Source organism: Lysobacter sp. K5869, from assembly GCF_018847975.1.
GTDB lineage: Bacteria > Pseudomonadota > Gammaproteobacteria > Xanthomonadales > Xanthomonadaceae > Lysobacter.
Map to the genome: position 1 here is coordinate 89980 of NZ_CP072597.1, position 23433 is coordinate 113412.

21 protein-coding genes are annotated in these 23433 nt (G+C 70.8%); 10 read left to right on the forward strand and 11 right to left on the reverse strand.

The genetic code is table 11. The features are described from left to right. Positions 1 to 204 precede the first annotated feature (204 nt). The 7 genes from J5226_RS00350 to accC all read left to right on the forward strand — a co-directional run bounded on the left by J5226_RS00350 (position 205) and on the right by accC (position 7701). Positions 205 to 1179, forward strand: a complete 975-nt coding sequence (locus tag J5226_RS00350; RefSeq protein WP_215837885.1) for a LysR family transcriptional regulator — start codon at positions 205 to 207, stop codon at positions 1177 to 1179. Positions 1180 to 1272: 93 nt separating this feature from the next. Next, positions 1273 to 1605 carry a divalent-cation tolerance protein CutA gene (cutA, locus tag J5226_RS00355; protein WP_215837886.1) on the forward strand — a complete coding sequence of 111 codons (333 nt, stop codon included), beginning with the start codon at positions 1273 to 1275 and terminating at the stop codon, positions 1603 to 1605. Continuing rightward, positions 1602 to 4190 (forward strand): protein-disulfide reductase DsbD, encoded by a 2589-nt coding sequence (gene dsbD / locus J5226_RS00360; protein ID WP_215837887.1) that lies wholly within the window; start codon positions 1602 to 1604, stop codon positions 4188 to 4190. The genes cutA and dsbD overlap by 4 nt, the downstream gene beginning before the upstream one ends. A 3-nt stretch (positions 4191 to 4193) precedes the next feature. Further along, positions 4194 to 4793 carry a TlpA disulfide reductase family protein gene (locus J5226_RS00365; protein WP_215837888.1) on the forward strand — a complete coding sequence of 200 codons (600 nt, stop codon included), beginning with the start codon at positions 4194 to 4196 and terminating at the stop codon, positions 4791 to 4793. 412 nt (positions 4794 to 5205) lie between these two features. Then, positions 5206 to 5646, forward strand: a complete 441-nt coding sequence (gene aroQ, locus J5226_RS00370) for a type II 3-dehydroquinate dehydratase (RefSeq protein WP_215837889.1) — start codon at positions 5206 to 5208, stop codon at positions 5644 to 5646. A 67-nt stretch (positions 5647 to 5713) separates the two neighbouring features. Next, entirely contained in the window at positions 5714 to 6193 is a 480-nt protein-coding gene (accB, locus tag J5226_RS00375; protein ID WP_215837890.1) for an acetyl-CoA carboxylase biotin carboxyl carrier protein, read from the forward strand. 140 nt (positions 6194 to 6333) lie between these two features. Further along, positions 6334 to 7701 (forward strand): acetyl-CoA carboxylase biotin carboxylase subunit, encoded by a 1368-nt coding sequence (accC, locus tag J5226_RS00380; protein WP_215837891.1) that lies wholly within the window; start codon positions 6334 to 6336, stop codon positions 7699 to 7701. Between the two features lie 1315 nt (positions 7702 to 9016). Here accC and J5226_RS00385 read toward each other — a convergent pair. The 3 genes from J5226_RS00385 to J5226_RS00395 all read right to left on the reverse strand — a co-directional run bounded on the left by J5226_RS00385 (position 9017) and on the right by J5226_RS00395 (position 11948). Further along, positions 9017 to 9487 carry a hypothetical protein gene (locus J5226_RS00385; protein ID WP_345778190.1) on the reverse strand — a complete coding sequence of 157 codons (471 nt, stop codon included), beginning with the start codon at positions 9485 to 9487 and terminating at the stop codon, positions 9017 to 9019. Beyond that, positions 9484 to 10515 (reverse strand): hypothetical protein, encoded by a 1032-nt coding sequence (locus J5226_RS00390; protein ID WP_255322945.1) that lies wholly within the window; start codon positions 10513 to 10515, stop codon positions 9484 to 9486. Before J5226_RS00390 ends, J5226_RS00385 begins: the two co-directional genes overlap by 4 nt. A 419-nt stretch (positions 10516 to 10934) precedes the next feature. Further along, complete coding sequence (locus tag J5226_RS00395) at positions 10935 to 11948, reverse strand: hypothetical protein (protein WP_215837892.1); 1014 nt, start codon at positions 11946 to 11948, stop codon at positions 10935 to 10937. Between the two features lie 106 nt (positions 11949 to 12054). Here J5226_RS00395 and prmA point away from each other — a divergent pair, with 106 nt between their 5' ends. The 3 genes from prmA (at position 12055) to fis (ending at position 14527) form a co-directional block, all read left to right on the forward strand. Next, positions 12055 to 12975: a 50S ribosomal protein L11 methyltransferase gene (gene prmA / locus J5226_RS00400; RefSeq protein ID WP_215840272.1), complete on the forward strand. Its 921-nt coding sequence runs from the start codon at positions 12055 to 12057 to the stop codon at positions 12973 to 12975. A gap of 28 nt (positions 12976 to 13003) precedes the next feature. Then, positions 13004 to 14134: a DUF3426 domain-containing protein gene (locus J5226_RS00405; protein ID WP_215837893.1), complete on the forward strand. Its 1131-nt coding sequence runs from the start codon at positions 13004 to 13006 to the stop codon at positions 14132 to 14134. Between the two features lie 120 nt (positions 14135 to 14254). Next, positions 14255 to 14527, forward strand: coding sequence for a DNA-binding transcriptional regulator Fis (gene fis, locus J5226_RS00410; protein ID WP_057946280.1), 273 nt, complete (start codon positions 14255 to 14257; stop codon positions 14525 to 14527). Positions 14528 to 15220: 693 nt separating this feature from the next. On the opposite strand, the gene J5226_RS00415 is transcribed toward fis, so the two are convergent. From J5226_RS00415 to J5226_RS00450, 8 genes are read right to left on the reverse strand one after another with little or no spacing between them, the layout of a single operon-like run. Then, on the reverse strand, positions 15221 to 16180 hold the full coding sequence (locus tag J5226_RS00415) for a phosphatidate cytidylyltransferase (RefSeq protein ID WP_215837894.1): 960 nt from the start codon (positions 16178 to 16180) through the stop codon (positions 15221 to 15223). Then, the gene (locus J5226_RS00420; RefSeq protein WP_215837895.1) at positions 16180 to 16842 is read right to left on the reverse strand and encodes a lysophospholipid acyltransferase family protein; all 663 of its coding nucleotides are present in this window, start codon (positions 16840 to 16842) and stop codon (positions 16180 to 16182) included. The genes J5226_RS00415 and J5226_RS00420 overlap by 1 nt, the downstream gene beginning before the upstream one ends. After that, positions 16839 to 17501, reverse strand: a complete 663-nt coding sequence (locus tag J5226_RS00425; RefSeq protein WP_215837896.1) for a CDP-alcohol phosphatidyltransferase family protein — start codon at positions 17499 to 17501, stop codon at positions 16839 to 16841. Before J5226_RS00425 ends, J5226_RS00420 begins: the two co-directional genes overlap by 4 nt. A 30-nt stretch (positions 17502 to 17531) precedes the next feature. Further along, entirely contained in the window at positions 17532 to 19001 is a 1470-nt protein-coding gene (locus J5226_RS00430) for a TIGR04222 domain-containing membrane protein (RefSeq protein ID WP_215837897.1), read from the reverse strand. A 28-nt stretch (positions 19002 to 19029) separates the two neighbouring features. Further along, on the reverse strand, positions 19030 to 19482 hold the full coding sequence (locus tag J5226_RS00435) for a hypothetical protein (protein WP_255322946.1): 453 nt from the start codon (positions 19480 to 19482) through the stop codon (positions 19030 to 19032). After that, entirely contained in the window at positions 19479 to 20822 is a 1344-nt protein-coding gene (locus J5226_RS00440) for a phosphatase PAP2/dual specificity phosphatase family protein (protein WP_215837898.1), read from the reverse strand. The genes J5226_RS00435 and J5226_RS00440 overlap by 4 nt, the downstream gene beginning before the upstream one ends. Then, positions 20819 to 22606 (reverse strand): bifunctional alpha/beta hydrolase/class I SAM-dependent methyltransferase, encoded by a 1788-nt coding sequence (locus tag J5226_RS00445; RefSeq protein WP_215837899.1) that lies wholly within the window; start codon positions 22604 to 22606, stop codon positions 20819 to 20821. The genes J5226_RS00440 and J5226_RS00445 overlap by 4 nt, the downstream gene beginning before the upstream one ends. After that, positions 22603 to 23250, reverse strand: a complete 648-nt coding sequence (locus J5226_RS00450) for a CDP-alcohol phosphatidyltransferase family protein (RefSeq protein WP_215837900.1) — start codon at positions 23248 to 23250, stop codon at positions 22603 to 22605. The genes J5226_RS00445 and J5226_RS00450 overlap by 4 nt, the downstream gene beginning before the upstream one ends. Between the last annotated feature and the right edge of the window lie 183 nt (positions 23251 to 23433).

Here is a 23433-nt window from a genome sequence, read left to right on the forward strand (position 1 = left end):
TCGCATGGGCCATTTAGAAAACCGTGCATAATCGGCCTGGGTCGCGGCTTGGAGCGAGGAACGAGTGAAAAGAAACGAGGAACGAGTGCGAGCGGGCGCCGCGGCCGCGGATAGCCGCTCGCCCGGCCCACCGCGCCGCACGCCCACCTCCGCGGCTTTTCCTCTAGTTCCTCGTTCCTCTTCGCTGGTTCCTGGTTCCTAGCCATGCGCGGCAGCGACTACGCCGAACTGCGCGCCTTCGCCGCCATCGCCGAGCACGGCAGCTTCGTGCGCGCGGCCGCGCACCTGGGGTTGTCGCCGTCGGCGTTGAGCCAGACGATCCGCACTTTGGAAGAACGCCTCGGCGTGCGCTTGCTCAACCGCACCACCCGCTCGGTCGCGCCGAGCGAGGCCGGCGCGCGCTTGTTGGCGAAGCTGCGGCCGGCGCTGTCCGATCTCGACGCGGCGGTGGCCGAAGTGCGCGACGATCGCGATACGCCCGCCGGCCTGCTGCGCCTCAACGCCTCGCGCATCGCCGCCGTGCAGCACATCGCGCCGCTGCTGGGCGAGTTCCATGCGCGCTATCCGGACATCGTCGTCGACCTGGTCACCGACGACCGCCTCGTCGATATCGTCGCCGGCCGCTTCGACGCCGGCGTGCGCCTGGGCGAGATGGTCGAGCAGGACATGGTCACCGTGCGCCTGGGCGGCGAGGCGGAAATGATGGTGGTCGGCGCGCCGGCGTACCTGCAGCGCCACGGCGTCCCGCGCGACCCGCGCGAGCTGCGCCGGCACCGCTGCATCAACTTCCGCTGGCCCACCGACGGCAGCCTCTACCACTGGGAATTCGAGCGCGGCGGCGAAAAGCTCGAAGCCGCGGTCGAAGGCCCGTTGATCGTCACCGAGCCCGACGTGGCCCAGCGCGCCGCGCTCGACGGCGTCGGTCTGGCGTATCTGTTCGACTTCCACGTGCGCGAGCACCTCGACGCCGGCCGCCTGCAGCGCGTGTTGGACGAGTGGACGCCGGCCTTCCCGGGTTTCTTCCTCTATTACCCGAGCCGGCGGCAGATGCCGGCGCCGCTGCGCGCGTTCGTCGATTTCGTGCTCGAACGGCAGGCGCCGGCGCCGCGCCGCCAAAGCCCGGGAACGGCAAAGCCGGCGCGCCCGCGCCGGCCGGGGGCGCCGCCGGGGCGGCGCTGAGGGCGCGCGGATCGCCGGCGTCATCGCCTTCCGATGACGCCGATCGCCGCACCCGGCCCCATCCGCGCCGCGCCGGCCGCTTACACTGGGGCCATGCGCGTCGACACCCAGCCCTTGCTGCTGCTCACCACCTGCCCCGATCAGGCCAGCGCCGATGCGGTCGCCCAGGCCCTGGTCGAAGAAGGCCTCGCGGCCTGCGTCACCCAGCTGCCCGGAGCGACCTCGGTCTACCGCTGGCAGGGCAAGATCGAGCGCGCCGCCGAAATCCAGCTGCTGATCAAGACCCGCGTCACGGTTTACGGCGCGGCGATGCAACGATTGGCGCAACTGCATCCGTATGAACTGCCGGAGATGATCGTGGTCGAACCGCGCGACGTCTCCGAGCCGTATGCGCGATGGGTAAACGAACAGACTCCCGACCGATGACCTTCTTCTCCGCTTTCCGCGGCCGGCGCCCGCTGCGCGCCGGCGCCGCCCTCGCCTTGGCCGTCCTCGGCCTGTCCGCCGCCGCGCCCGCGCTGGCCGTGGACGAAAACGACCTGCTGCCAGTCGACGAAGCCTTCGCCGTCAGCGCGCAGTCGCCGGCGCCCGACCGCATCGCGATTTCGTGGAAGGTGGCCAAGGGCTACTACCTCTATCGCCACCGCATCTCGGTCAAGAGCGATGCCGGCTTCGCCGCGCAGGCGCTGCAATTGCCCAAGGGCAAGGCTTATCGCGACCAGTTCTTCGGCGATGTGGAGACCTACCACCAGGACGTGGCGGCGACCCTGCCCGGCCAGGCCAAGGCCGCCAGCGCCAAGCTGACGATCAAGTACCAAGGCTGCGCCGACGCCGGCGTGTGCTATCCGCCGCAGACCCGCACGATCGAGGTCGCGCTGGCCGCGCCGCCGGCCGCCAACGCCGCGCCGGTCGCTTCCACTGGAGCGATCGACCCGGCGCCCACGGCCGCGCCGCTGGCGACGTTCGGCGCGCGCGGCGGCGCTTCCAACCCGCTGCTCGGCGGCGCTTCGCCGCTGAGCGTGCCGTCCGCCGGCGCGGGCGCCGGCGCCGGCACCGACGCGCTGCCGCTGCCGCCGGAGCAGGCCTTCGGCTTCGAAGCCATCGCCAAAGACGGCGACACCTTGCTGCTGCGCTTCACCCCGGCGCGCGGCTATTACCTGTATCGCGACAAGACCTCGCTGAAGACCGACCGCGCCGACATCGCCGCCGGCCAACCGCAGTGGCCGCGCGGCACCGCGCACCGCGACGAGCATTTCGGCAACGTCACTGTGTTCTTCGATCAGATCGACGTGCCGCTGCCGCTGCTGCGCAAGACCGCCGAGGCCGGCAAGATCGTGCTGACCGCGGGGTTCCAGGGCTGCCAGACCGACGGCATCTGCTATCCGCCGATGACGCGCAAGATCAGCGTGGATTTGCCGCGCGGGACGGTGACGGCGGTCGCCGCGGCCGCTGCGGCGCCGGCCGCCGCGACCACCGCGGTCGCAACGGGCGCGGCAACGAACGCCGCGGCCACGCCGGCCGCCGCCGACCCCAACGCCGCCACGGCCGCCACGAACGACGCCGCTGACGCCAACGCCGGCGATGCCACCGTCGCCGCCGGCAACGCCAACGCCGCCACTGCCGCCAACACCGCCGCCGGCGCCATCGGCGCGCCGGTCGCGGCCCCGGCCGCGGCCACCGACGCCGCGCCGCAGGCCGAAGACAGCCTGCTCGCCGCCTCGCTCGCCGGCCCCAACCGCTACTTCGCCCTGCTGACCTTCTTCGGCTTCGGCCTGCTGCTCGCGTTCACCCCGTGCGTGCTGCCGATGATCCCGATCCTGTCGGGCCTGATCGTCGGCCGCGGCCCGGGCCTGGGCGCGCGCCGCGCGTTCGCGCTGTCGCTGGTGTACGTGCTGGCGAGCGCGGTGGTGTTCACCATCGCCGGCGTCGTCGCCGGCTTGGTCGGCGCCAATTTGCAGATCGCGTTCCAGACGCCGTGGGTGATCGTGCTGTTCGCGCTGCTGTTCGTGGCGCTGGCGCTGTCGAGCTTCGGCCTGTTCGAGCTGCAGTTGCCGCACAAGCTGCGCAGTTTGGTCGGCGAAGTCAGCGACCGTCAGCGCAGCGGCTCGTGGACCGGCGTGGCGATCATGGGCGCGCTGTCGGCGCTGATCGTCGGCCCTTGCGTGGCGCCGCCGCTGGCCGCCGCGGTGCTCTACATCGGCCAGACCCGCGACCCGCTGTTCGGCGGCGCGGCGCTGTTCTTCCTGGCGATGGGCATGGGCGCGCCGCTGCTCGCGTTCGGCGTCGCCGCCGGCAAGGGCCTGCCGACCAGCGGGCCGTGGATGGTCGGCGTGCAGCGCGTGTTCGGTCTGGTGTTCCTGGGCATGGCGGCGTGGATGCTCTCGCGCATCCTGCCGGGCCCGGCGACGCTGGCGCTGTACGGCGCGGTGCTGCTCGGCGCGGCGGTGCTGGCCGCGCTCGGCGGCGGCGGCGCGGAGCGGCCGTTCGGGCTGCGCGCGCTGGCCTGGGTCGCGGCGACGCTGCTCGGCGTGGCCGGCGCGGCGCAGCTGTTCGGCGCGATGTCCGGCGGGCACGATCCGCTGCAGCCGCTGGCCAACCTGCGCGGTGGCGGCGCCGCCACGCAGAGCGCCGAGCTGCCGTTCCGCAAGATCAAATCCAACCAAGACCTCGACCGCGAAATCGCCGCCGCCCAAGCCGCCGGCCAGCCGTTGATGCTCGACTTCTACGCCGACTGGTGCGTGTCGTGCAAAGAGATGGAGAAGTACACCTTCCCCGAACCGGCCGTGCATCGGGCGCTGGACGGTTTCGTCCTGCTCAAGGCCGACGTCACCGCCAACGACGAGGTCGATCAGGCGCTGATGAAGCGGCTGGGCGTGATCGGCCCGCCGATGACGATCTATTACGCCCACGGCGCCGAACGCCGCGACCTGCGCTTGGTCGGCTTCGAGAAAGCCGACGCGTTCGCCGCCCGCGCGGAACGCGCGCGCGCCGCGGCGGCGGCGGGGCCGTAAGCGATGGCGATCCCGTCGGCGGTCAAGGTGATCGCGGTGGCGGTGGCCGCCGGCGCGGTTGGTTTGCTCGCCGGGCAGATGGTCGGCGGCGGCGGCTGGTTCGCCCGCACCGAGCTCGGCCAGCGCATGCTGCAGGCGGAACTCAAGATGCAGGCGCCCAAGCCGCCGGCCGACCTCGCGGTGGCCGAGCGCGGGCAGCCGATCCCGGCGCTGCGCCTGCCCGACCTCGCCGGCCAGCCGGTCGAGCTACCCAAGGCCTACGCGGGCCGGCCGTTGCTGATCAACGTCTGGGCCAGCTGGTGCGGCCCCTGCATCAAGGAAATGCCGGAACTGGACCGCTACGCGCGCAGCCAGGGCGCGACCGGCACCCAGGTGATCGGCATCGCGCTCGACAACGCCGAGGACGTGTCCGCCTTCCTCCAGCGCGTGCCGGTGCACTACCCGATCCTGCTCGACGCCCCGGGCCCGCGCGATGCCGGCGTGCAGCTCGGCAATCCCAAGGGCGTGCTGCCCTACAGCGTGCTGATCGGCGCCGACGGGCGCCTGCTCAAACAGCGGGTCGGGCCGTTCGTGGACGGCGAGATCGACGGCTGGGCCCGGTAACTCCGCGATCCGTGCGCCCCGGCTTCGCCGCGTTCTTGCCGCTAACCCGCCGGGAACGCCCGCCGCGCAAGGCTTCTCATCGCAGCCGGAATCTCAGCCCGCGCCGACATCCCCGAGCTGCGACCGCGGCCGCGCAATCCCCGTGCCGGCCGCCCTCCCGCGCCGGCCGGGCGTGTGCTCGAATAGGCCGCAGCGCCCCCGCGAACGCGACTGCGTGCACAGTCCTTGCCGCCAACGCCGCCGATCCGGCCGCGAACATTCGCTTCCCGCCGCGAACGTGCCGGCATTTAGAGCCGCCACTCAAACAACCGCTTAAAGCGCGATAACTTCGCCGATTTGGCGGGCAACTCCTGGACAACCCGCCGGCCTTCACGCAAACTGCCGCCCTTTGAAGGCAACCGTCCCGGTCCCGATGGCCAAGCTCCTGGTCCTGCACGGCCCCAACCTCAACCTGCTCGGCACGCGCGAGCCCGAGGTGTACGGCCGCACCACCCTGGCCGAGATCGACGCCGGCCTCGCCGCGCGCGCGGCCGAAGCCGGGCACGCGCTGGAGAGCCTGCAGTCCAACGCCGAGCACGTCCTGGTCGACCGCGTGCAAGCCGCGCGCACCGACGGCACCGCGCTGATCCTGATCAACCCGGCGGCGTTCACCCACACCAGCGTGGCGATCCGCGACGCCCTGGCCGCGGTCGCGATCCCCTTCCTTGAGATCCACCTGTCCAACCCGCACACCCGCGAGCCCTTCCGCCACCACAGCTACTTCAGCGATCTGGCGGTCGGCGTGGTCTGCGGCTTCGGCGCCGACAGCTACCGCTACGCGCTCGAAGCCGCAATCAAACGGCTGGCATCCTGACCCCCTTTCGCCCGGACCGCGCCCGCGCGGCCCGCACCCAAGATCCAACACCCCAGAGGCCCGCTTCATGGACCTGCGCAAAATCAAGAAACTGATCGACCTGCTCGAGGAATCCAACCTCGCCGAGATCGAGATCAAGGAAGGCGAAGAGTCGGTCCGCCTGGCCCGCGCGCCCAAGGGCGGCTACGCCATCGCCGCGCCGGCGCCGGTCTACGCCGCGCCGGAACCGCGCGCCGCGCAGCCGATGCCGATGCAGTCGCCGACCGAAGCGGCCACCGGCGGCAGCGCCAAGCCCGGCAACGACCTGCCCGACGGCCACGTCGTGCGCGCGCCGATGGTCGGCACCTTCTACACCTCGCCGGCGCCGGACAAGCCCGCGTTCGTCAGCGTCGGCCAGACCGTCAAGGCCGGCGACACCCTGGCGATCATCGAAGCGATGAAGATGTTCAACCCGATCGAAGCCGACGTCTCCGGCACCGTGCTCAAGATCCTGGCCGAGAGCGGCCAGCCGATCGAGTTCGATCAGCCGCTGTTCGTCATTGGGTAAGGGGCGGAGAAGGGCAAGGGAAAGAAGGGAAAAGGGAATGAGGGGAATGGCGGCGACGCCGCTTCCCCGCCCCGCACCCCTCCATTCCCCCTAGTCCCTTTTCCCCTCTTTTCCCTGTTCCCGCTCGCCGAGAACCTCTCATGCTCGATAAAGTCGTCATCGCCAACCGCGGCGAAATCGCGCTGCGCATCCTGCGCGCGTGCCACGCCCTGGGCATCCGAACGGTCGCGGTGCACTCCACCGTCGACCGCAACCTCAAGCACGTCGCCATGGCCGACGAGTCGGTCTGCATCGGTCCGGCGCCGTCGTCGGAGAGCTACCTCAACATGGCCTCGATCATCGCCGCGGCCGAGGTCACCGACGCCCAGGCGATCCACCCCGGCTACGGCTTCCTCAGCGAGAACGCCGACTTCGCCGAACGCGTCGAGCAATCCGGTTTCGTCTTCATCGGCCCGCGCGCCGAGACCATCCGCCTGATGGGCGACAAGGTCGAAGCGATCCGCGCGATGAAGGACGCCGGCGTGCCCTGCGTGCCCGGCAGCGGCGGCCCGCTCGGCGACGACAACGCCGCCAACATCAAGATCGCGCGCGAGATCGGCTACCCGATCATCGTCAAGGCCGCCGGCGGCGGCGGCGGCCGCGGCATGCGCGTGGTCCACACCGAAGCGCATCTCAACGCCGCGATCCAGACCACCAAGTCCGAAGCCAAGGCCGCGTTCGGCAACGACATGGTGTACATGGAGAAATTCCTGGAGAACCCGCGCCACGTGGAGATCCAGGTGCTGGCCGACGGCCAGGGCAACGCGATCCACCTGGGCGAACGCGATTGTTCGATGCAGCGCCGCCACCAGAAGGTGGTCGAGGAAGCGCCGGCGCCGGGCATCACCCCGGAGCAGCGCGCGGAAATCGGCAAGGTCTGCGTGGAAGCCTGCATCCGCATCGGCTACCGCGGCGCCGGCACGTTCGAGTTCCTGTACGAGAACGGCCGCTTCTACTTCATCGAAATGAACACCCGCATCCAGGTGGAGCATCCGGTGACCGAACTGGTGACCGGCATCGACCTGGTGCGCGAGCAGCTGATGATCGCCGCCGGCCGCAAGCTGTCGATCAAGCAAGAGGACGTGGTGCTGGAAGGCCACGCGATCGAGTGCCGCATCAACGCCGAGGACCCGGAAACCTTCATGCCCTGCCCGGGCCTGATCAACCACTTCCATGCGCCGGGCGGCCCCGGCGTGCGCGTGGACAGCCACATCTACGAAGGCTACCGCGTGCCGCCGAACTACGACTCGATGATCGGCAAGCTCATCGTCCACGGCCCCGACCGCGAGACCGCGATCGCGCGCATGCGGGTGGCGTTGAGCGAGATGGTGGTGGACGGGATCAAGACCAACATTCCGCTGCAGCAGCGCATTCTGTCGGATGCGGGGTTCCAGCAGGGCGGGATGAACATCCATTACCTCGAGAAGCGGCTCAAGGAGCAGAAGGAAAAGACGATCGCGATCGTTTGATCCTTTCGCCGGCTGCGTTTGAACGACGAAACCCCTTCCGCGAGGAAGGGGTTTTTGTTTGGGGGCGTTGTTCAGTTCGTTTTGCGGGAGTGGTGGGCGCGATGGCGGACGTTCGGGCGCGTCGTTGCGGTCGTCGTAGTTGGGTTGCCGCGACGAATCCCACCTGCCGTCATTCCGGCGAAAGCCGGAATCCATTTTGCTGTTGCCGTTGCTGGTGCCTTTCGCTTGGACGTAACCCTACCCGAGGCCCACGCCCCAAAGCCCCGGAGGGCGCGCGCATGGATGCGCGCGTGCGCCGTAGGGGCATGGATGCCCCTTACGGCGCAGCCCCGCGCCCGGTGCTGGACCTAGTGGCTCTTGATTCGAAAACAGGGAAAGCGCCTTTCTTTGGTTACTTTCTTTGGCAAGACAAAGAAAGTAACTCGGCCGCTTGCGGACGAAAGCCTTAAGCGTTTGATCTTCGCTTGTCGTCGTACGTTCTTGCCAGAGAAAGCGGAAGCAAAGTCAAAATGGATTCCGGCTTTCGCCGGAATGACGGAGTGTGAGTTGCGTTTCTCGCACATAGCGGAACACCCCACCCGCCATCATTCCGGCGAAAGCCGGAATCCATTTTGACTTTGCTGTCGGCTTTGCTCTTTCCGAAGCAACGCGTGACGACAAGCCACAATCCAGAGCGTTCCGTCCGCAAGCGGCCGGGTCACTTTCTTTGTCTTGCCAAAGAAAGTAACCAAAGAAAGGCGCTTTCCTTGTTTTCGAATCAAGAGCCACTAGGGCTCATAGCGGCGCGGGGCCGCGCCATAAGGGTCATCCTGACCCATGGCGCGCGTGCGCATCCATGCGCACGCCCTTCGGGGCTGCGGAGCGTGGGCTTCGGTCGGAGATGCGTCAAGGCGAACAGCAACAGCAACAGCAACAGCAACAACGATGTTTGCTGTGTTTGTGTGATCGGTGGGGATCGTCGTCGCTGCGTTTTCGCGGTCGCAGCTCGCGCAGCTCCTACAGTCGGATACGAACCGGCCGAAGCCCCTGTAGGAGCTGCGCAAGCTGCGACCGCGGCAACTCAACTACGACGAACCCAACGACGCGCCCGGACGTCCGCGGTCGCGGCTTACGCCGCTCCTACAAAAACGCCCAAGATTTCGGCAATCGATTCGGAAAACCGGCGGCCGCGATTCGTCGGCGGCCCGATCCGTCCAACCTCCGCGCCGGCCCACGGCCAACGCTCCCGCGCGCGAAGCCTACGCTCGCGCCGCGCCCACACCCTCGCCGCGCGCGCCTTGCGCGCACGCGGCCCGCGTCGTCGCCGTCGCGGCGATCAACGCACCGCCGCGTCCATCCACGCGGCCATTTCCTGCACGTCGGCTTCGCTCAGCTCGGTGGCGCCGGGCACGTTGCGCGGTTGGTCGTCGTCGGCCTTGGCGCTCTTCTTGCCCTTCGCCGGCACCTGCGTGCCCGGGATCGGCTGCACGCCGGCGCTGGACGAGGGGCTGACCACCATGACGTACTCGCTGGAGCCGTCGGGCCAGACCACCTTGAAGGTGCTGCCGGGCGGCAACGACGAGAACGGCGCGCCGCTCTGCGCGCGGTAGACCGCCGCGATCTGCGCCGCGCTCAGCGAGCGCCGCTCGGACTTGGAGCTCACCGAGGTCACCGCGACCTGTCCCAGCTCGCGGTAGTCCGCGCCGAACACGTCGATCATCACGCCGGCCGCGCCGACCGAGTAGGCGCTGAGCAGCAACGCCCAGAACCCGATCTTGGCCGTGCGCTTGAAGTGCTCGCGTTTCATTTCATCCTCTCTTCGCCAGTCAGCGAATAGACCATCTCTTCCACCACTTCCGCCCCCTGACGCGGGATCGCCGCGTCGTACACGAAGCTCGCGAAATCCTGCTGCGGGTCTTGCGAACAAATGCCGCCGTTGGCGCAGTAGGACGTCATCAACGACCCCTGCGCGCTGCAGTCCTGACCCAAGCGGCACGCCGCCAGCTGCCACGCCAGTTCGGCGAACTGGGTGCCGGACACGCGCTGATAGGCGAAGCCCGCGCTGCGGCCGTTGGCCGCGATGCCCATGCCGCCGGACAGCGCCGAGAACGCTTCGGGATCCTTGGAACGCGCGACCCGATCGACCAGGTTGCGGCGGTAGTCCTCGGTCTTTTCCAGCGGCTTGCCCGCGCTCAGCAACGACGCCTCGGCGGGCAGGCTGCCGGCCTGCGCGGCCTCGACCCGCTTGACCAGGATCATCGAATAGCTCAACCCGTCCTCCGGCGCGAAGCGCGCGCAGCGCTCGCTGATCCGGTTGCGCGCGGCCGACATCGAGGTCGCGCCGCGCAGCTTCATCGCGTCCAGCGCGCGGGTGTCGTTGCGGTAATCCACCGGCGCGTTGGCGTAGCCGGCGCAGTAGTCGTAGACCCGGGTCAGCAGCCAGATCGCCTCCGGCTCGCCGGCGTCGGCGCGCAGGCGCAGCGATTGGGCGAAGGAGTACAGGTCCGGGGTCTGCTCGAACTGTTGCCGCAGCGGCGACGGCGGCTGCAGCGGCGCGCGCGCCGGACGGCGCGGCGCGGGCGTGCGGATGTTCGGATCCAGGGCGCGGTCGGCGCGCGCATCGGCGCGCGGCAGGTCGGCGGCCACGGGCGCTTGGGCGACGTCGGCGATGCTCGCCGGCACCGTTTCGGCCTGACGCCGATGCGCGTAGACCAAGGCCCCGCCAAGCAGGACCACGGTCGCCGCGCCCGCCAGCAGCCGCAGGCTCATGCGCGCGCCCGCGCGCTGAGACAGGCGCGGGTCTTGCGGATAGGCAGACGGGCAGGCATCGGACATCAAAAGGCGCGACTCGCGGCCGGACGGCGAACGGTACGGGGAAGCGCGCCGGCCCCGACCGGGGCGACGCAGCGAGACGCCGATGATATGTCAAGTGTCCGGTCGATGCCCGCCCCGGCACCGGAAGTGCGCGAAATCACAGTTCTCAGATGTAGGCGATCCGACAGAACCCGCGCCGGGATGCGCTCGTAGGGCTGTCCGCGTTGCAGCTGCGCTATCCGGAACCGCGCGCTCCGGCCCAGGCTGGCGAAGCCGCGCCTGTTGGGCCGCCGCCTGCCGGGTTCGCGCTTTACGGCGTCTCGCTTTAAGCGGGCCGATCCCGACGATCTGATCCGAGCAAAGCTCGGCAAATCGGCGGCCGGATCGCAGCCGCCGCCCTACGCGCTCTTCCCACGCCTCGCCCTTGCCCTCGCCCGCTCTTACGGGCCCCCACCCTGACCCGTCCCTTCCGCAGCCGCCCCGGCGCACTCGACGCCAGCGTGGCGCGCATGCGGCCAATACGCCTCGTCGCCGGGCTTATCCCCCTGCGACCACTCGCCGGCGGTGACCAGGGTCAGCCGGTCGCCGGCCTCGTTGCGATACGCGAAGCTGCAAAAGCCCTGGCCGGTGCCCGCGCAGTCCTCGACCTCGGGATAACCGGCGTGGATCAGACCGCTCACGAAGCCCGGCTCCTCGCGCTCGGGCGGCGCCGCGCGCCAGCCGTGCGCGAGCAGGCGTTCGCGCGCTTGCGGCAGGGCCACGCCCTCCACCCGCGGCACCGCGGCGCGGCCGCCGCAGTATTTGTCCAGCGCCGGCAACGCGATCAGGCGCAGCGCGCCGTCCTCGGCCCGCACCCGCGCGCGCTGCACCGCCCAATCGAACACGGTCAGCGTTTCATCGTCGCCGCGCGGGCGCGACTCCTCGCCCTTGTCGAACCCCTGCACGCCGCTGTCGCCCTCCGCCGCGCGCGCGCCGGGCTCGAACACCTGCGCCACCGGCTCGCCGCCGCGGAAGAACAGCAGCCGCCCGCCCCCGGAGGTGCAGCCCATCCCGGCCAGCACGCCCGGCGCGGCGGCGACGCCGACCACGCGGTAGCCCCGCCATTCGCGCTCGCCGAACACCTTCCAGCCGTTGGCCACGGCGGCGCGGGCCTCGGCGGACTCGGGTTCGACCGAACAGTCGCCGGCGACGTCGGCGCTGTCTTCCTTCGGCGGCGCGGGCAGCGCGCTCAGCGGTTCCAGGCGCAGGCCGGCGAGGTCGGCGGCGAGCGCGCCCGGGGCGGCGGACGCCGGCTGCGCCTTGGCCGGCGCCTTCGCCGGCGCGGCGGGCGCGGCCGGCGCCGCGGCCGGCGCGGGATCGCGCGCGCAGCCCGCGCCCAGGCTCAGGGCGATGCCGAGCGCGAGCGCGCCGGCGGCGGAAACGGGGGAAAACGGCATGCGTGCGTGGGCGTCCATGTTCGTCGCGACTCCGCGTCCTGGGGTCCGGAAAGCGCCGCACGCTATCTGATCGCGCCGAAACGGGTCAATAATGGCCGCCGTTTTCGCCGATCCGCGCCCGCCCATGCCCTTCCTGGAACTCACCCTGCGCTGCAGCGAGGCCGAACAGCCGCGCTTCGAGGCCGCGCTGGACGACGTCGGCGCGCTCGCCGTGACCATGCTCGACGCCGACGCCGACAGCAGCAACGAACGCGCGATCCTCGAACCCGGCGTCGGCGAGACCCCGCTGTGGCAGTCGATCGTGCTCAGCGCGCTGTTCCCGCACGACGCCGACGCGCTGGTGATCCTGGCCGCGCTGGAATCCTTCGACCCGGACCTGGACTGGAGCCGGGTCGGCTTCGCCAACGTCGAGGACCAGGACTGGGAACGCGCCTGGATGGACCAATACGCGCCGCTGCAGTTCGGCCGCCGCACTTGGATCGTGCCGTGGAATCAGGAACTGCCGGCCGACGCCGACCGCGCCGACGCCGCCGTGGTGCGGCTGGACCCGGGCCTGGCGTTCGGCTCGGGCACGCACCCGACCACCGCGCTGTGCCTGGGCTGGCTCGACACGCTCGCCGACGCGGGCGAACTCGCCGACCGGCGCGTGCTCGATTTCGGCTGCGGCTCGGGCATCCTCGCCCTGGCCGCGCTCAAGCTCGGCGCCGCGCACGCCATCGGCGTCGACAACGACCCGCAGGCGCTGATCGCCACCGCCGACAACGCCGAACGCAACGGCGTCGCCGCGCGCATGCAGGTGTATCTGCCGCAGGACGAGCCGGTCGAGGCGTATCCGGTGGTGGTCGCCAACATCCTCGCCTCGGCGCTGATCGCGCTGGCCGACACCCTGGCCGCGCGGGTCGCGCCGGGCGGACGCATCGCCTTGTCGGGCATCCTCGCCGGGCAGGAGGACGAAGTGGTCGCGCGCTACGCGGACGGTTTCGACGCGCTCCAGGTCGAGCGCCTCGAAGACTGGATTCGCGTCACAGGCGTGCGTCGTCGCTGAGCGCGGCGGCATGGTTGAATAAGCGCGCATGTTCGTCGCCTGCCCTCACTGCGGTTATCTGGTCGCGCTGATCGTCGCCAAGGACGGTCCGGCGCGCGCGTGCCCGCGCTGCGGCGGGTCGTTGCAGGGCGAGGCGCCGGCGCAGCAAGCGGGCGCCGCGGACGAAGGCGCTACGGCTAAGATCGGCGCCGCGGCCGTCGCCGATACGGCGGCGAAGACCGCGCCGGCCGCCGGCGCGCCTGCGCAAGCGGCGACGAATTCGGCCGCGAAGCCCGACGCCGATTCGACCGCGAACGACGAAACCGCATCGCCGGCGAAAGCCGCGCCCGCGGGCGACGACATCAGCCGCAGCCTGCGCCGCGCGCCCGTCGCGGCCTCCAAACCCGACGAATCCGTGCGCAGCGAAGCGGACGCCGACGCGTCGCCGCCGCAAGCCGCGACGGAGGCGGCCAGCGACGATGCCGACGCGCCGGACGCCGACGAGCCCGCGGCATCGTCGTCGTCCACCGAAGCGCTCGCCGCCGAAACCGCCCCCGACGCCGCCGCGCTGCCGCCGCTCACCGCCGCCGCCGCCGTCGGCGCCGCGCCCGCCGCGCGCGGCCGCCGTCAGCGCAAATCCGAAACCACCGTGACCTCGGCGCGGCGCGCGCCGAGCTTCGCCCGCCAGCAAGCGCGCGCGCAGGCGCCCAAGCCGCGCCTGCATTGGAGCGCCGCGGTCGCGATCGCCGCGCTCGCCTTGGCGCTGGCGCTGCAGTTGCTGCTCGCGCAACGCGCCGAACTCGCCGCCGACGCGCGCTGGCGCCCGCTGGTGAGCGGCCTGTGCGGCGCGCTGGGCTGCGCGGTGCCGCCGTGGCACGAACCCGCCGCGCTGACCATGCTCAACCGTAATGTGCTGCCGGTGCCGGAACGCGCCGGCGCGCTGCGCGTCTCGGCCGGCTTCCGCAACGACGCGCGCTGGCCGCAGCCCTGGCCGGTGCTGGTGTTGAGCCTGGAAGACGTGGATGGCCGCCGGGTCGGCCAACGCGCGTTCGCTCCACAGGAATACCGCCGCGGCCACCGTCCCGACGACCTCATCGCCCCGGGGCAAAGCGCCGCGGTCCAGTTCGAGGTGATCGAACCGGCCCCGCGCGTGGTCGCGTTCACCTTCGACTTCCGCTGATTTCGTCGGCGTCGCGTTGTCTATAGCGACTCCGGCGCGCTAGACTCGCCCTCCCGTCGGTGCCACGCCCTGTGCGTCCCTGCACGTTCCGACGGACGAACGCCTGCTACGGGGAAGCACTTGAACGCACTCAACGACCGCAACGATGGCGCACGCTCCGGACCCCGCGTCCCGCTGCGCGACCACGTCGCGACTTCGATCCGTCGTTATCTCGGCGACCTGAACGGCAGCGGCACCGAAAATCTCTACGAGATCGCCCTGCGCGAGCTCGAAATCCCGCTGTTCGCCGAAGTGCTGCAGCACTGCGACGGCAACCAGAGCCGCGCCGCGGCGATGCTGGGCATCCATCGCGCCACCTTGCGCAAGAAGCTGCGCGAATACGGGCTGGAGTAAGCCCGCGCGCGAGCTGTCGCCGTGCTGTCGTCGCGGGATGGCTGAAATCGGAACGGATCGCGCCCGGCCTCGGGCTTCGCTGGGGCCGGGCGTTTTCGCGTGTGCGCGCCGCCATAACCTCCTGCGGCCATCACTTGCCGCGCCCTCACACCCCGTCATTCCGGCGCAAGCCGAAATGACGGTGGGTGGGGTGTTCCGCCACGTGCGAGAAGAGCGGCTCACACTCCGTCATTCCGGCGAAAGCCGGAATCCATTTTGATGTTGCTTCCGCTTTCTCTCGCAAGAGCGCGCGACGACAATCAAAGATCAAACGCTAAGAGCTTTCGTCCGCAAGCGGCCGAGTTACTTTCTTTTGTCAGCGCGACAAAAGAAAGTAACCAAAGAAAACCGCTTGTTTGAAGTCAAAAGCCACTAGGTCCAGCACCCGGCGCGGGGCTGCGCCGTAAGGGGCATCCATGCCCCTACGGCGCACGCGCGCATCCATGCGCGCGCCCTCCGGGGCTTTGGGGCGTGGGCCTCGGGTGGGGATGCGTCCAAGCGAAAGGCGCCAGCAACGGCAACGGCAACGGCAACGGCAAAATGGATTCTGGCTTTCGCCAAAATGACGGGGTGGATGGATTCCGGCGTTCGTCGGAATGACGGGGCAGAGGGACTTCGGCTTTCGTCGCTCCCAGCGCCGCAACGCCCCTGCCCTCACACCCACCAATACCGAATCAGGTGGAAAAACACCGGTGCGGCGAAACACACCGAATCCAGGCGGTCGAGCACGCCGCCGTGGCCCTCGATCATGTGCCCCCAGTCCTTGATCCCGCGGTCGCGCTTGATCGCCGACATCACCAGCCCGCCGTAGAACCCCATCAGGTTGATGACCAGCGCCAGCGCCGCCGCCTGCCACGGCGTGAACGGCGTGATCCACCACAGCGCCGCGCCCAGCGCGGTGGCCGAGGCGACGCCGCCGACGAACCCCTCCACGGTCTTCGACGGCGACAGCCGCGGCGCGATCAGGCGCTTGCCGCACAGCTTGCCCCACACGTACTGCAGCACGTCCGAGGACTGCACCACGATCACCAGGAACGCCACCAGCAGCAGGTTGCGGCCTTCGTAGCCGGGAATCTTGAGGTTGATCAGCGCCGGCACGTGCGAGATGCAGAACACGCAGATCATCAAGCCCCACTGCACCTTGGCCGCGCGCTCCAGATAGCGCGTGGTGTCCTCGCCGATGGCCGACAGGATCGGCAGCAGCAAGAACGCGTACACCGGAATCAACAAGGTGTAGAGCCCGTACCAGTCGATGTAGACCAGCCAGTACTGCAGCGGCAGCGCCAGATAGAACGCGGCCAGCAGCGCGTAGTAATCGCTGCGCCGGGTCGGGGTCAGGGTGATGAACTCGCGCAGCGCGAACAACGACACCAGCGCGAACAGCACGATCATGCCGACCCGGCCGATGGCGAAGGCCACGCCGATCAGCAGCACCATCACCCACCACGCGCGGATGCGCGCGACTAAGTTGGCGACGACCGCGCTGGGCTTGTCGCGCGTGCGCCAGCGCAGCCACTCGGAAATCGCCGTGGCCAGCAACAACACCGCGGCCACGCCGCCGAACAACAACACCGCATGCGGCTGCGCGCGCACGAACTCGAACATACGATCCATCAACCCTGGCCTCCCTTGCCTTCGCTACCCGTCGCTTGCGGCGAGGGCACCTGTCCCGACAGCGCCAGCAGCGCCTCGCGCGCGCGCCGCAGGAACGCGTCCTTGTCTTCGTCCGCGCCCAGGCGCAGGGTGTCGCCGAAGGTCGCCGTGCACAGCAGCGGCAGCGGCAGGATCTTGCCCTTGGGCATGACCCGGGCGAGGTTGTCGATCCACACCGGCACGAACTCCAGCTCCGGCCGGCGCCGCGCCAGATGGTACAGCCCGCTCTTGAACGGCAGCAGCGGCTCCTCGCTCTGGTTGCGCGTGCCCTCGGGGAACAGGATCAGCGACTGGCCGCCGTCCACCGCCTCGCACAGCACTTCGATCGGATCGTACTTGCGCGACAGCGGCTCGCGCTCGATCAGCACGCCGTTGAACACCTCGCGGATCAGATAGCGGCGCAGCGCGTCGCGTTGCCAGTAATCGGCGCCGGCCACCGGCCGCACCTCGCGCCGCAGCGCGGGCGGCAGCGCCGACCAGATCATGACGAAATCGCCGTGGCTGACGTGGTTGCCGTAGTACACGCGGTGGTCGGACGACGGCGAGCAGCGCCACAGCGCGCGCGCGCCGGTCAGCAAGCGGATCGCCGAACTGAAGCCGGCGGCGAGCAAGTGGGAAATCATCGGGACTCCAGTTCGCGCACGATCGCGCGTAGGCGCAAGGCGATGGTCAGCGCCGCGCCGACGATCACCACGGCCAGCGCCGCCGACAACAGCCACGCGACCGCGGCTGCGTAGCCCAAGGCCAAACCGAGCGCGGCCAACAACGCCGCCAGCGCCATCGCCTGCATGCGCGTGCGTCGCGGCATCGGCCCTTCGCCGTGCTCGCGCAAGCCGCAGGCCAAGCCGAGCACGCGCACGTAGGCCGTGCCCACCGCCAGCAGCGACGCGGCCCAGCCCAGGTCCGAAGCCCACGGCAGCCACGGCGTCAGCCCGTAGCCCACGCCGAGAAACACCAGCGCATCGGCGAGCCGGTCGGGCGCGTCGCTGTAGACCTCGCCGGCCTTGCCGACCATGCCGCCGCGGCGCGCCATCACGCCGTCGAGACGATTGCAGGCGATGCGCCCGGCCAGACACAAGGCCGCGAACAGCAGCAAGGCCGCGCCGTAATGCGGCGGATCGCGCAGGGCGAAGAAGAACGCCGCGCCGGCCAGCGCCGACAGACCGACCGCGAACAACGACAAACCGTTCGGCGTGGCGCCGCGCGCGCGCAGCCAGCCGGCCAGCGCCACGCGGCGCGCGGCGCCGGCGGCGGCGCGCGGGGAAGCAGGGGAATCGCTCATCGTCGTGCTCCGTTCAACGCCGTACTCCGTTCAACCGCCACCGCAGCCGCCGCAACCGCCGCCGCCACAGCCGCCACCCCCACCGCCGCTGCAACTACCGCCGCCGCTGCCGCCGTCGCTGCCGCCGCCCGCCGTCGGCGGCACCCGCAGCGCGTGGTATTCGGCGAACCCGCTGCCGTACAGCCCGACCGTTCCGCCCAGCGCGACATGGGACGCCACGTCCGCCTGCGTCGCGCGCCGGTTGGCATCGTGCAGCGCCCACTCGCCCGCGCGCGTGAGCCGCCGCTCGCGCAGCAGGCGCGCCAGGGCGATGATCGCGGTCAGCCCCGCCAGCACCACCAGAAATCCGACCGGGCGGCCGCGGCTCACGCCGACGACGATCTTGCTCAGCCCCAACCCCAGCAGCGCCAGCAGCGGCAAGCTGCCGAGCCAGCGCTGGCGCAGGTCCTCGGCGCGCGTCAGCCACCAGCCCTTATCGCGCAGTTGCGCGGTCAAAGGTTCGTACGCGCGCTGCAGCCCCGCCAGCGTCCGCGCGAGGTTCTGTTCGCGGCGGGCGACATCGACCGCGGTGCGCAACGATGCCGGCAATTGCGCCGCTTGCGCCTGCAAGCGCGCGCCGTCGATGCGCAACCAGATCCGGTCCTGGGATTTCGCCGCCTCGGCCGGTTTGCCGGCGTAATCCAGAGTCAGGATGTCGCGCCGCATCAGCTCGACCAGGGCCGTGTCGGCGGCGCGCTCGCCGGCGCCGGCGAGGAAGCCCAGTTCCACCGCATCCTCGACCTCGGCCCCGTTGCGCCGATTCGCCCCGCGCAGCGCGCGCTTGATCGCGGTGCCGACGGCATAGGCCCACGGCAGCGCCGCGATGTACAGCGCGAGGAAGCCGCCGCCGCGGAAATTCAGCGGATTGGCCGTGCCCTGCGAGACCCAGCACAAGAAATAGACCAGGGCCAGGCCGCCGCTGGCCAGGGTCAGCGCCAACAGGCCGTCGGCCGGCTCCGATTCCCACGGCAAGCGCAGAACCACGGGCGCCGGACGCGGCGCGGGCGTCGGCTCCGGCGCCAACGGCGGCCACCAACGCGGCGGCGGCTCGGCGAAGAAGCACTGGTAATCGGCGAGGGTCTGCCGGTACTGCTCGCGATGGCGCGCGTCCTCGGCCTGCCCGCCCAAGGAGGGCGTGTGGTGCAGATCGCGGCGCAACACCTGCGGGCAGAAGCGTTGCCAGTAATCGCGGGTGTCGGTGAGGTGGGCGTGCCAGACCTTGTCGATGCGCACGCTCGGCGTCGCCGGGCGATCGCCGGCGACCGCCAGAAAGCAGAAGCGCCGGTACTCCTCCAAGGCCGCCTCGGCGTCGTCGCGATCGCTGCCCAGCGCATGGGCGACGCGGTCGAGGAAGGCCTCGGCCTCGTCGCCGCCGAAGCGATAGTCGCGCAGGCGCTGCCACAGCGCGCGCCGCTCCGGGGTCCAGTCGGCCTGGTGCCACGCCGCTTCCGTTTCGTTCATGGCCAAGTCCTTCAGGCGAGCCCCAGAATCAAGCGATCCCCAGCGCCGCCAGCAGCGCCGCGCTCTGCAGGATCGTCAAACCGGCCTGTTTGAGCAACAGCCCGCGCGCGCCGCGCCAGCGCGAGGGCCAGTCGCGCGGCGCCGTCGCCGGCTTGCGCAAGCCCAGCGCGGCCAACGCCGCGTCGAGCCGGGCGGCGCCGCCGTCGGCATCGTCGTGCGCGGCCAATGCTTGCAGCAGGCGCGCGTCGAAGTCCACGCGCACGGCGTAATAGAGCTGGAGCAGGCCGGCCGCGGCGGCGAGCCACAACGCCGGGCGCCAGCCAGACACGCCGGCGGCCTCGAACAACCCCAGCAGCGCCAACGCCGACAACAGCAACGACGCCGCGCACAGCGTGCGGCCCTGCGCGAGCAGCGCCGCCATCGCGCGCAGCTCGAACGCGCCGAACGGCGCGGGCGCGCGCTCGCGGCCCGGATCGCTCATGCGTTTTGCGCTCCCCACCCGGCTGGCATCGGCGCCGCGCCGAGCGCGCGCAACGCGTGCAGGTGCGCCTCGCGCAACACGATGGCCGGACGCGCGCGGCGCAGGATCGCCACCGCCGCGTCCACGTCCCGCGCCCGTCCGCTGCGCAGCAGCCACGCCGCCACCGCGGCGGCGCTGCGCGAATAGCCCAAGGCGCAGCACACCCACACCTCGCCGCGCTCCTGCCGCAGCGCGATGGCCGCGGCCGCTTCGCTCAACTGCGCCGGCGTCGGCGCGACCAGATCCAGCATCGGCCGCACCGCATCGCCTTCGCGCGCGTCGGCCAGCGACAGTTCGGCGCAGACGTCGACCACCGCCGCGAATCGCGCGCGCTCGCCGCGGCCGGGAATGCGGCCCAGCCAAACGCCGTCCATCACCGCGACCGGCTCCGGCGCGCGCCGCGTCCACAGCCGCGAATTGATCCAGGCGCCGAGCAGATACGGCGCGAACAACCAACGCGCGGCGACGCTCAAGCGCCCGTCCTCGCGCTTCTGGAAGCCCAGCGGCCCCAGCAGCGCATAGTTCAGCGCCACCAGCGCCAGCGACACCGCCGGCCACCACAGCCACAGCGCCCAGCCGCCGACCGCCGTCGCGATCCAAGCGCACACGCCCGCGCCGGCCAGATACGCCGCCGCCAACTCCCAGCGCTTGGGATCGCGCGCCAGCGCCGCCTCGCGCCACGGCGCGCGGATGCGCTCGGGCCACAGCCACACGCACAGCCAACCCGCGAGCAAGCCGGTCGGAATGTCGATGAAGTGATGCTGGAACGTCGTCAGCACCGACACGCCGATCAGCGCGAACCACCCGTGCAGCAGCCACCGCCACGCGCCGCGCAGATGATGGGCGAAGCGCACCCACAGCACGATCAGCAGCACGATGTGCAGCGACGGCGCTTGGTTATAGGGCTTGTCGAAGCCCAGCAGCACGTCGAACATCCAGCCGAACGCGCCGTCGGTGTCCGGCCGCGCGAAGCTGTAGCGCAGCGGCCACAGCAGGAAGCAGCTCACCGCGATGGCCTGCGCGCTCAGCAGCCGCAAGGCCTGCGTGTCGAGCTCGCGGCGGTCGCGGCAGACGAACAGCGAAATACCGTAGAACAGGTCGATCGACCAGTACGGCACGATGGTCCAGGCCCAGAACGGAATCGCGCGTTCCCAGCCGAACGCGAGGCTCGCCACGTCCGCGCGCGCGGCCGCGACCGAGTTGGCGTAGCCGTAAGTGGCGAAGAACAGCGGCCCCAGCACCAGCAGCCACAGCGCCGCGCGGCCCCAGGGACGGCGCGGCGCGGCGGTGGCGACGGTCATTGCGCGACCCGCTGCGCCATCGACACGGTGAAGATGCCCCAGCGGTCGATGCGCTGATCGACCTTGACGAAACCGGCCGCGCGCACCAGATCGTCCATCTCCTGCTGGCTGCGCCGGCGCATCACCCAGGCCGCGCCGCCGCGGTGGCTGGTCAGCGCGCGGGCGATGAACTCCAGCTGCGGATGCCACGGCTGTCCGGTGTAGACCAGGAACCCGCCCGGCGGCACCGCCGCGGCCAGCCCGTCGAGCGAGCGCCGCACCAGATCGTTGTCGGGAAACAGTTCGTACAGCCCCGACACCACCGCCAGCGTCGGCTTGGGATCCAGCGCCGCCAGCGCGTTGCGGTCGAACGCGTCGCCCTGATCGAAGCGGGCGATGGCGCCGGCCTGCAATTCCTCGATCAGCGCGCGGCCCTTATCGACGTTGAGCGGGCTGTAGTCGCGCAAGCGCACGCTGTCGGCGTGCGCGCCCGCGCCGGCCAAGGCTTCCAGCGCATAACGCCCGTGGCCGGCGGCGATATCGACCGCGTGCACCGGCAGACCGGCCGCGCGCAGCCGGCCCATCGCCTCGCGCAGCAGTTCGTGCAGATGGGTGCGGCGCACGCGGATGCCGCGCCAGCCGATCGCGTCGAGGTAATTGCGGTCGACCATGCGCCCCAGCGGCCCGCCGCCGCGCGCTACGTCGCGGTACACGTAATCCAGGCTGCTGCCCGAATCGAAACCCGTATCGAGCCCCATGCGGATGCCTTCGGACAGCTTGCCGCCGAAGCGCAGCCCCGCGCGCACGAAGCGCCAGCGCAGGTCCGCCAGCGACCAGCGCTCGGGCGGCCACGACAGCTTTTCCGATTCCTCGAAGCTCGGCCCGCGCTTGTGCCCGTCGCTGAGGTCGGCGCGGCTCAGCGGCTCGGCGAAACGCGCCTGGACGAAGGCGCGGATGCGGTTGACCGCGGCCGCGCGGCCCTTCTCGCCGAGGGTGTCGTGGAAGAAATCCGGCAGCAAATGACGTTCCTTGATCGCGCTGCCCAGGCGTTCGTAGAAGCGGTCTTGCGGGCCGCGATGGACGACGAAGTCCGCGCCCGAAACCAAGAGCTGAGTCGGAACCGTAATCGCTTGAGCATCGGCGACGATCCGGTCGGCCGCCTCGTACAGCCCCAGCAGCACCCGCACCGAGATCGGCCGGGTAATGAGCTTGTCGGTGCGGTAGCTCTGCACGCGCTCTTCGTCGTGGGTCAGCCACTGCGGCTTGACGTAGCTGTTGACGAAGAAATTGCCGCGCAGCTTCTGCATCAGCGCCAGGCCCGGGCGCGCCAGCGGCACGTACAGCTTGACCTTGAACGCCGGCGAAGCCAGCACCAGCGCGCGCAAGCGCGGCGCGTAGTCGTGGACCCAGGTCGAGGCGACCACGGCGCCGACGCTCTGCGCGATCAGCGCGAGGTTTTCCACCTCCACGCCGTGCTGGTCGCGGATGTGCGCGACGAAGCGGTCGAGGTCGCGCACCAGCGCCTCGAAGCCCGGCGCGTCGCCGCGCTCGCCCGGCGAGCGGCCGTTGCCGCGCGCGTCCCAGGCGAAGAAATCGCAGTCTTCCAGCCCCAGCTCCGGCACCAGATGCTCGACCCGGCCCGAATGCTCGTGGCCGCGATGCAGCAGCACCACCGCCTTGCGCGGCCCGCCGCCCGACTGGCTCGCCGGCCAGTGCCGATAGAACAGCTCGGCGCCGTCGAAGCTGGCGAACCAGCGCTCCTCGGCCGCGCGCGCGCCGCCGGACTTGACCACGACTTCGTTCATTCCCGCTCTCCTTGTCGAACTTCGACCACTCCCGGCGCGGCATCATGCCGCAAACCGGCGCGCACGCGGCGGACCACGGTCCACGCGCACAGCACCGCCGCCAGCGCCAACACGATCTCCAGCGCCCGCGCCGGCAGCCAACCCAGCGCCAGCAACAGTCCCAGCGCGCCGATCACGAAGGCGCGGTCGCTCTTGCCCATCGGCCCGTCGTAGCGCCGCGGCGCGCCGACCATCAGGCCCAGCACGCCGGCGTATTCGGTCAGCGCCGCCAGCAGCACGAACGCCAGCAACGACGCCGGATGCGGCCCAGCCACCGCCAGCAGCGACAGATACAGCGCGCTGTCGGAGACCACATCGCACAATTCGTTGAGGTACGCGCCCAGCCGCGACTGCTGGCCGAACTCGCGCGCCAGCATGCCGTCGATGGCGTTCATCGCCATGCGCGCGAACATCCACAGCGGCAGCAGCGCGAACAGCCACGGGCGCAGCGGCGCGCCCCAATACACCAGCGCGGCGACGGCCAGCGACACCAGCGCGGCGGCCACGGTGACCTGGTTGGCGCTGACGCCCCACGCGTACAGCCGCCGCACCAGCGGCCGCAGCAGATCCTGGAAGCGTCCCTTCAAAGCGTAGATCGAGGCCATCGTTACCTGCGTTCCCCGCGCTCCACAGCGAGCGCCGCCGACAGCTTAGCCGCTGCGCGCGCGGATGCGCGCCGGGCGCGATGCGGGCGCGGCGGTTTCGGCCGGGTATAGCGACGGTGGCCCCGCTGGCGCGCGCGGCGGCACCGGCGCGGCGCGACTTTGCCCGCATGGGCGGCAAATCCC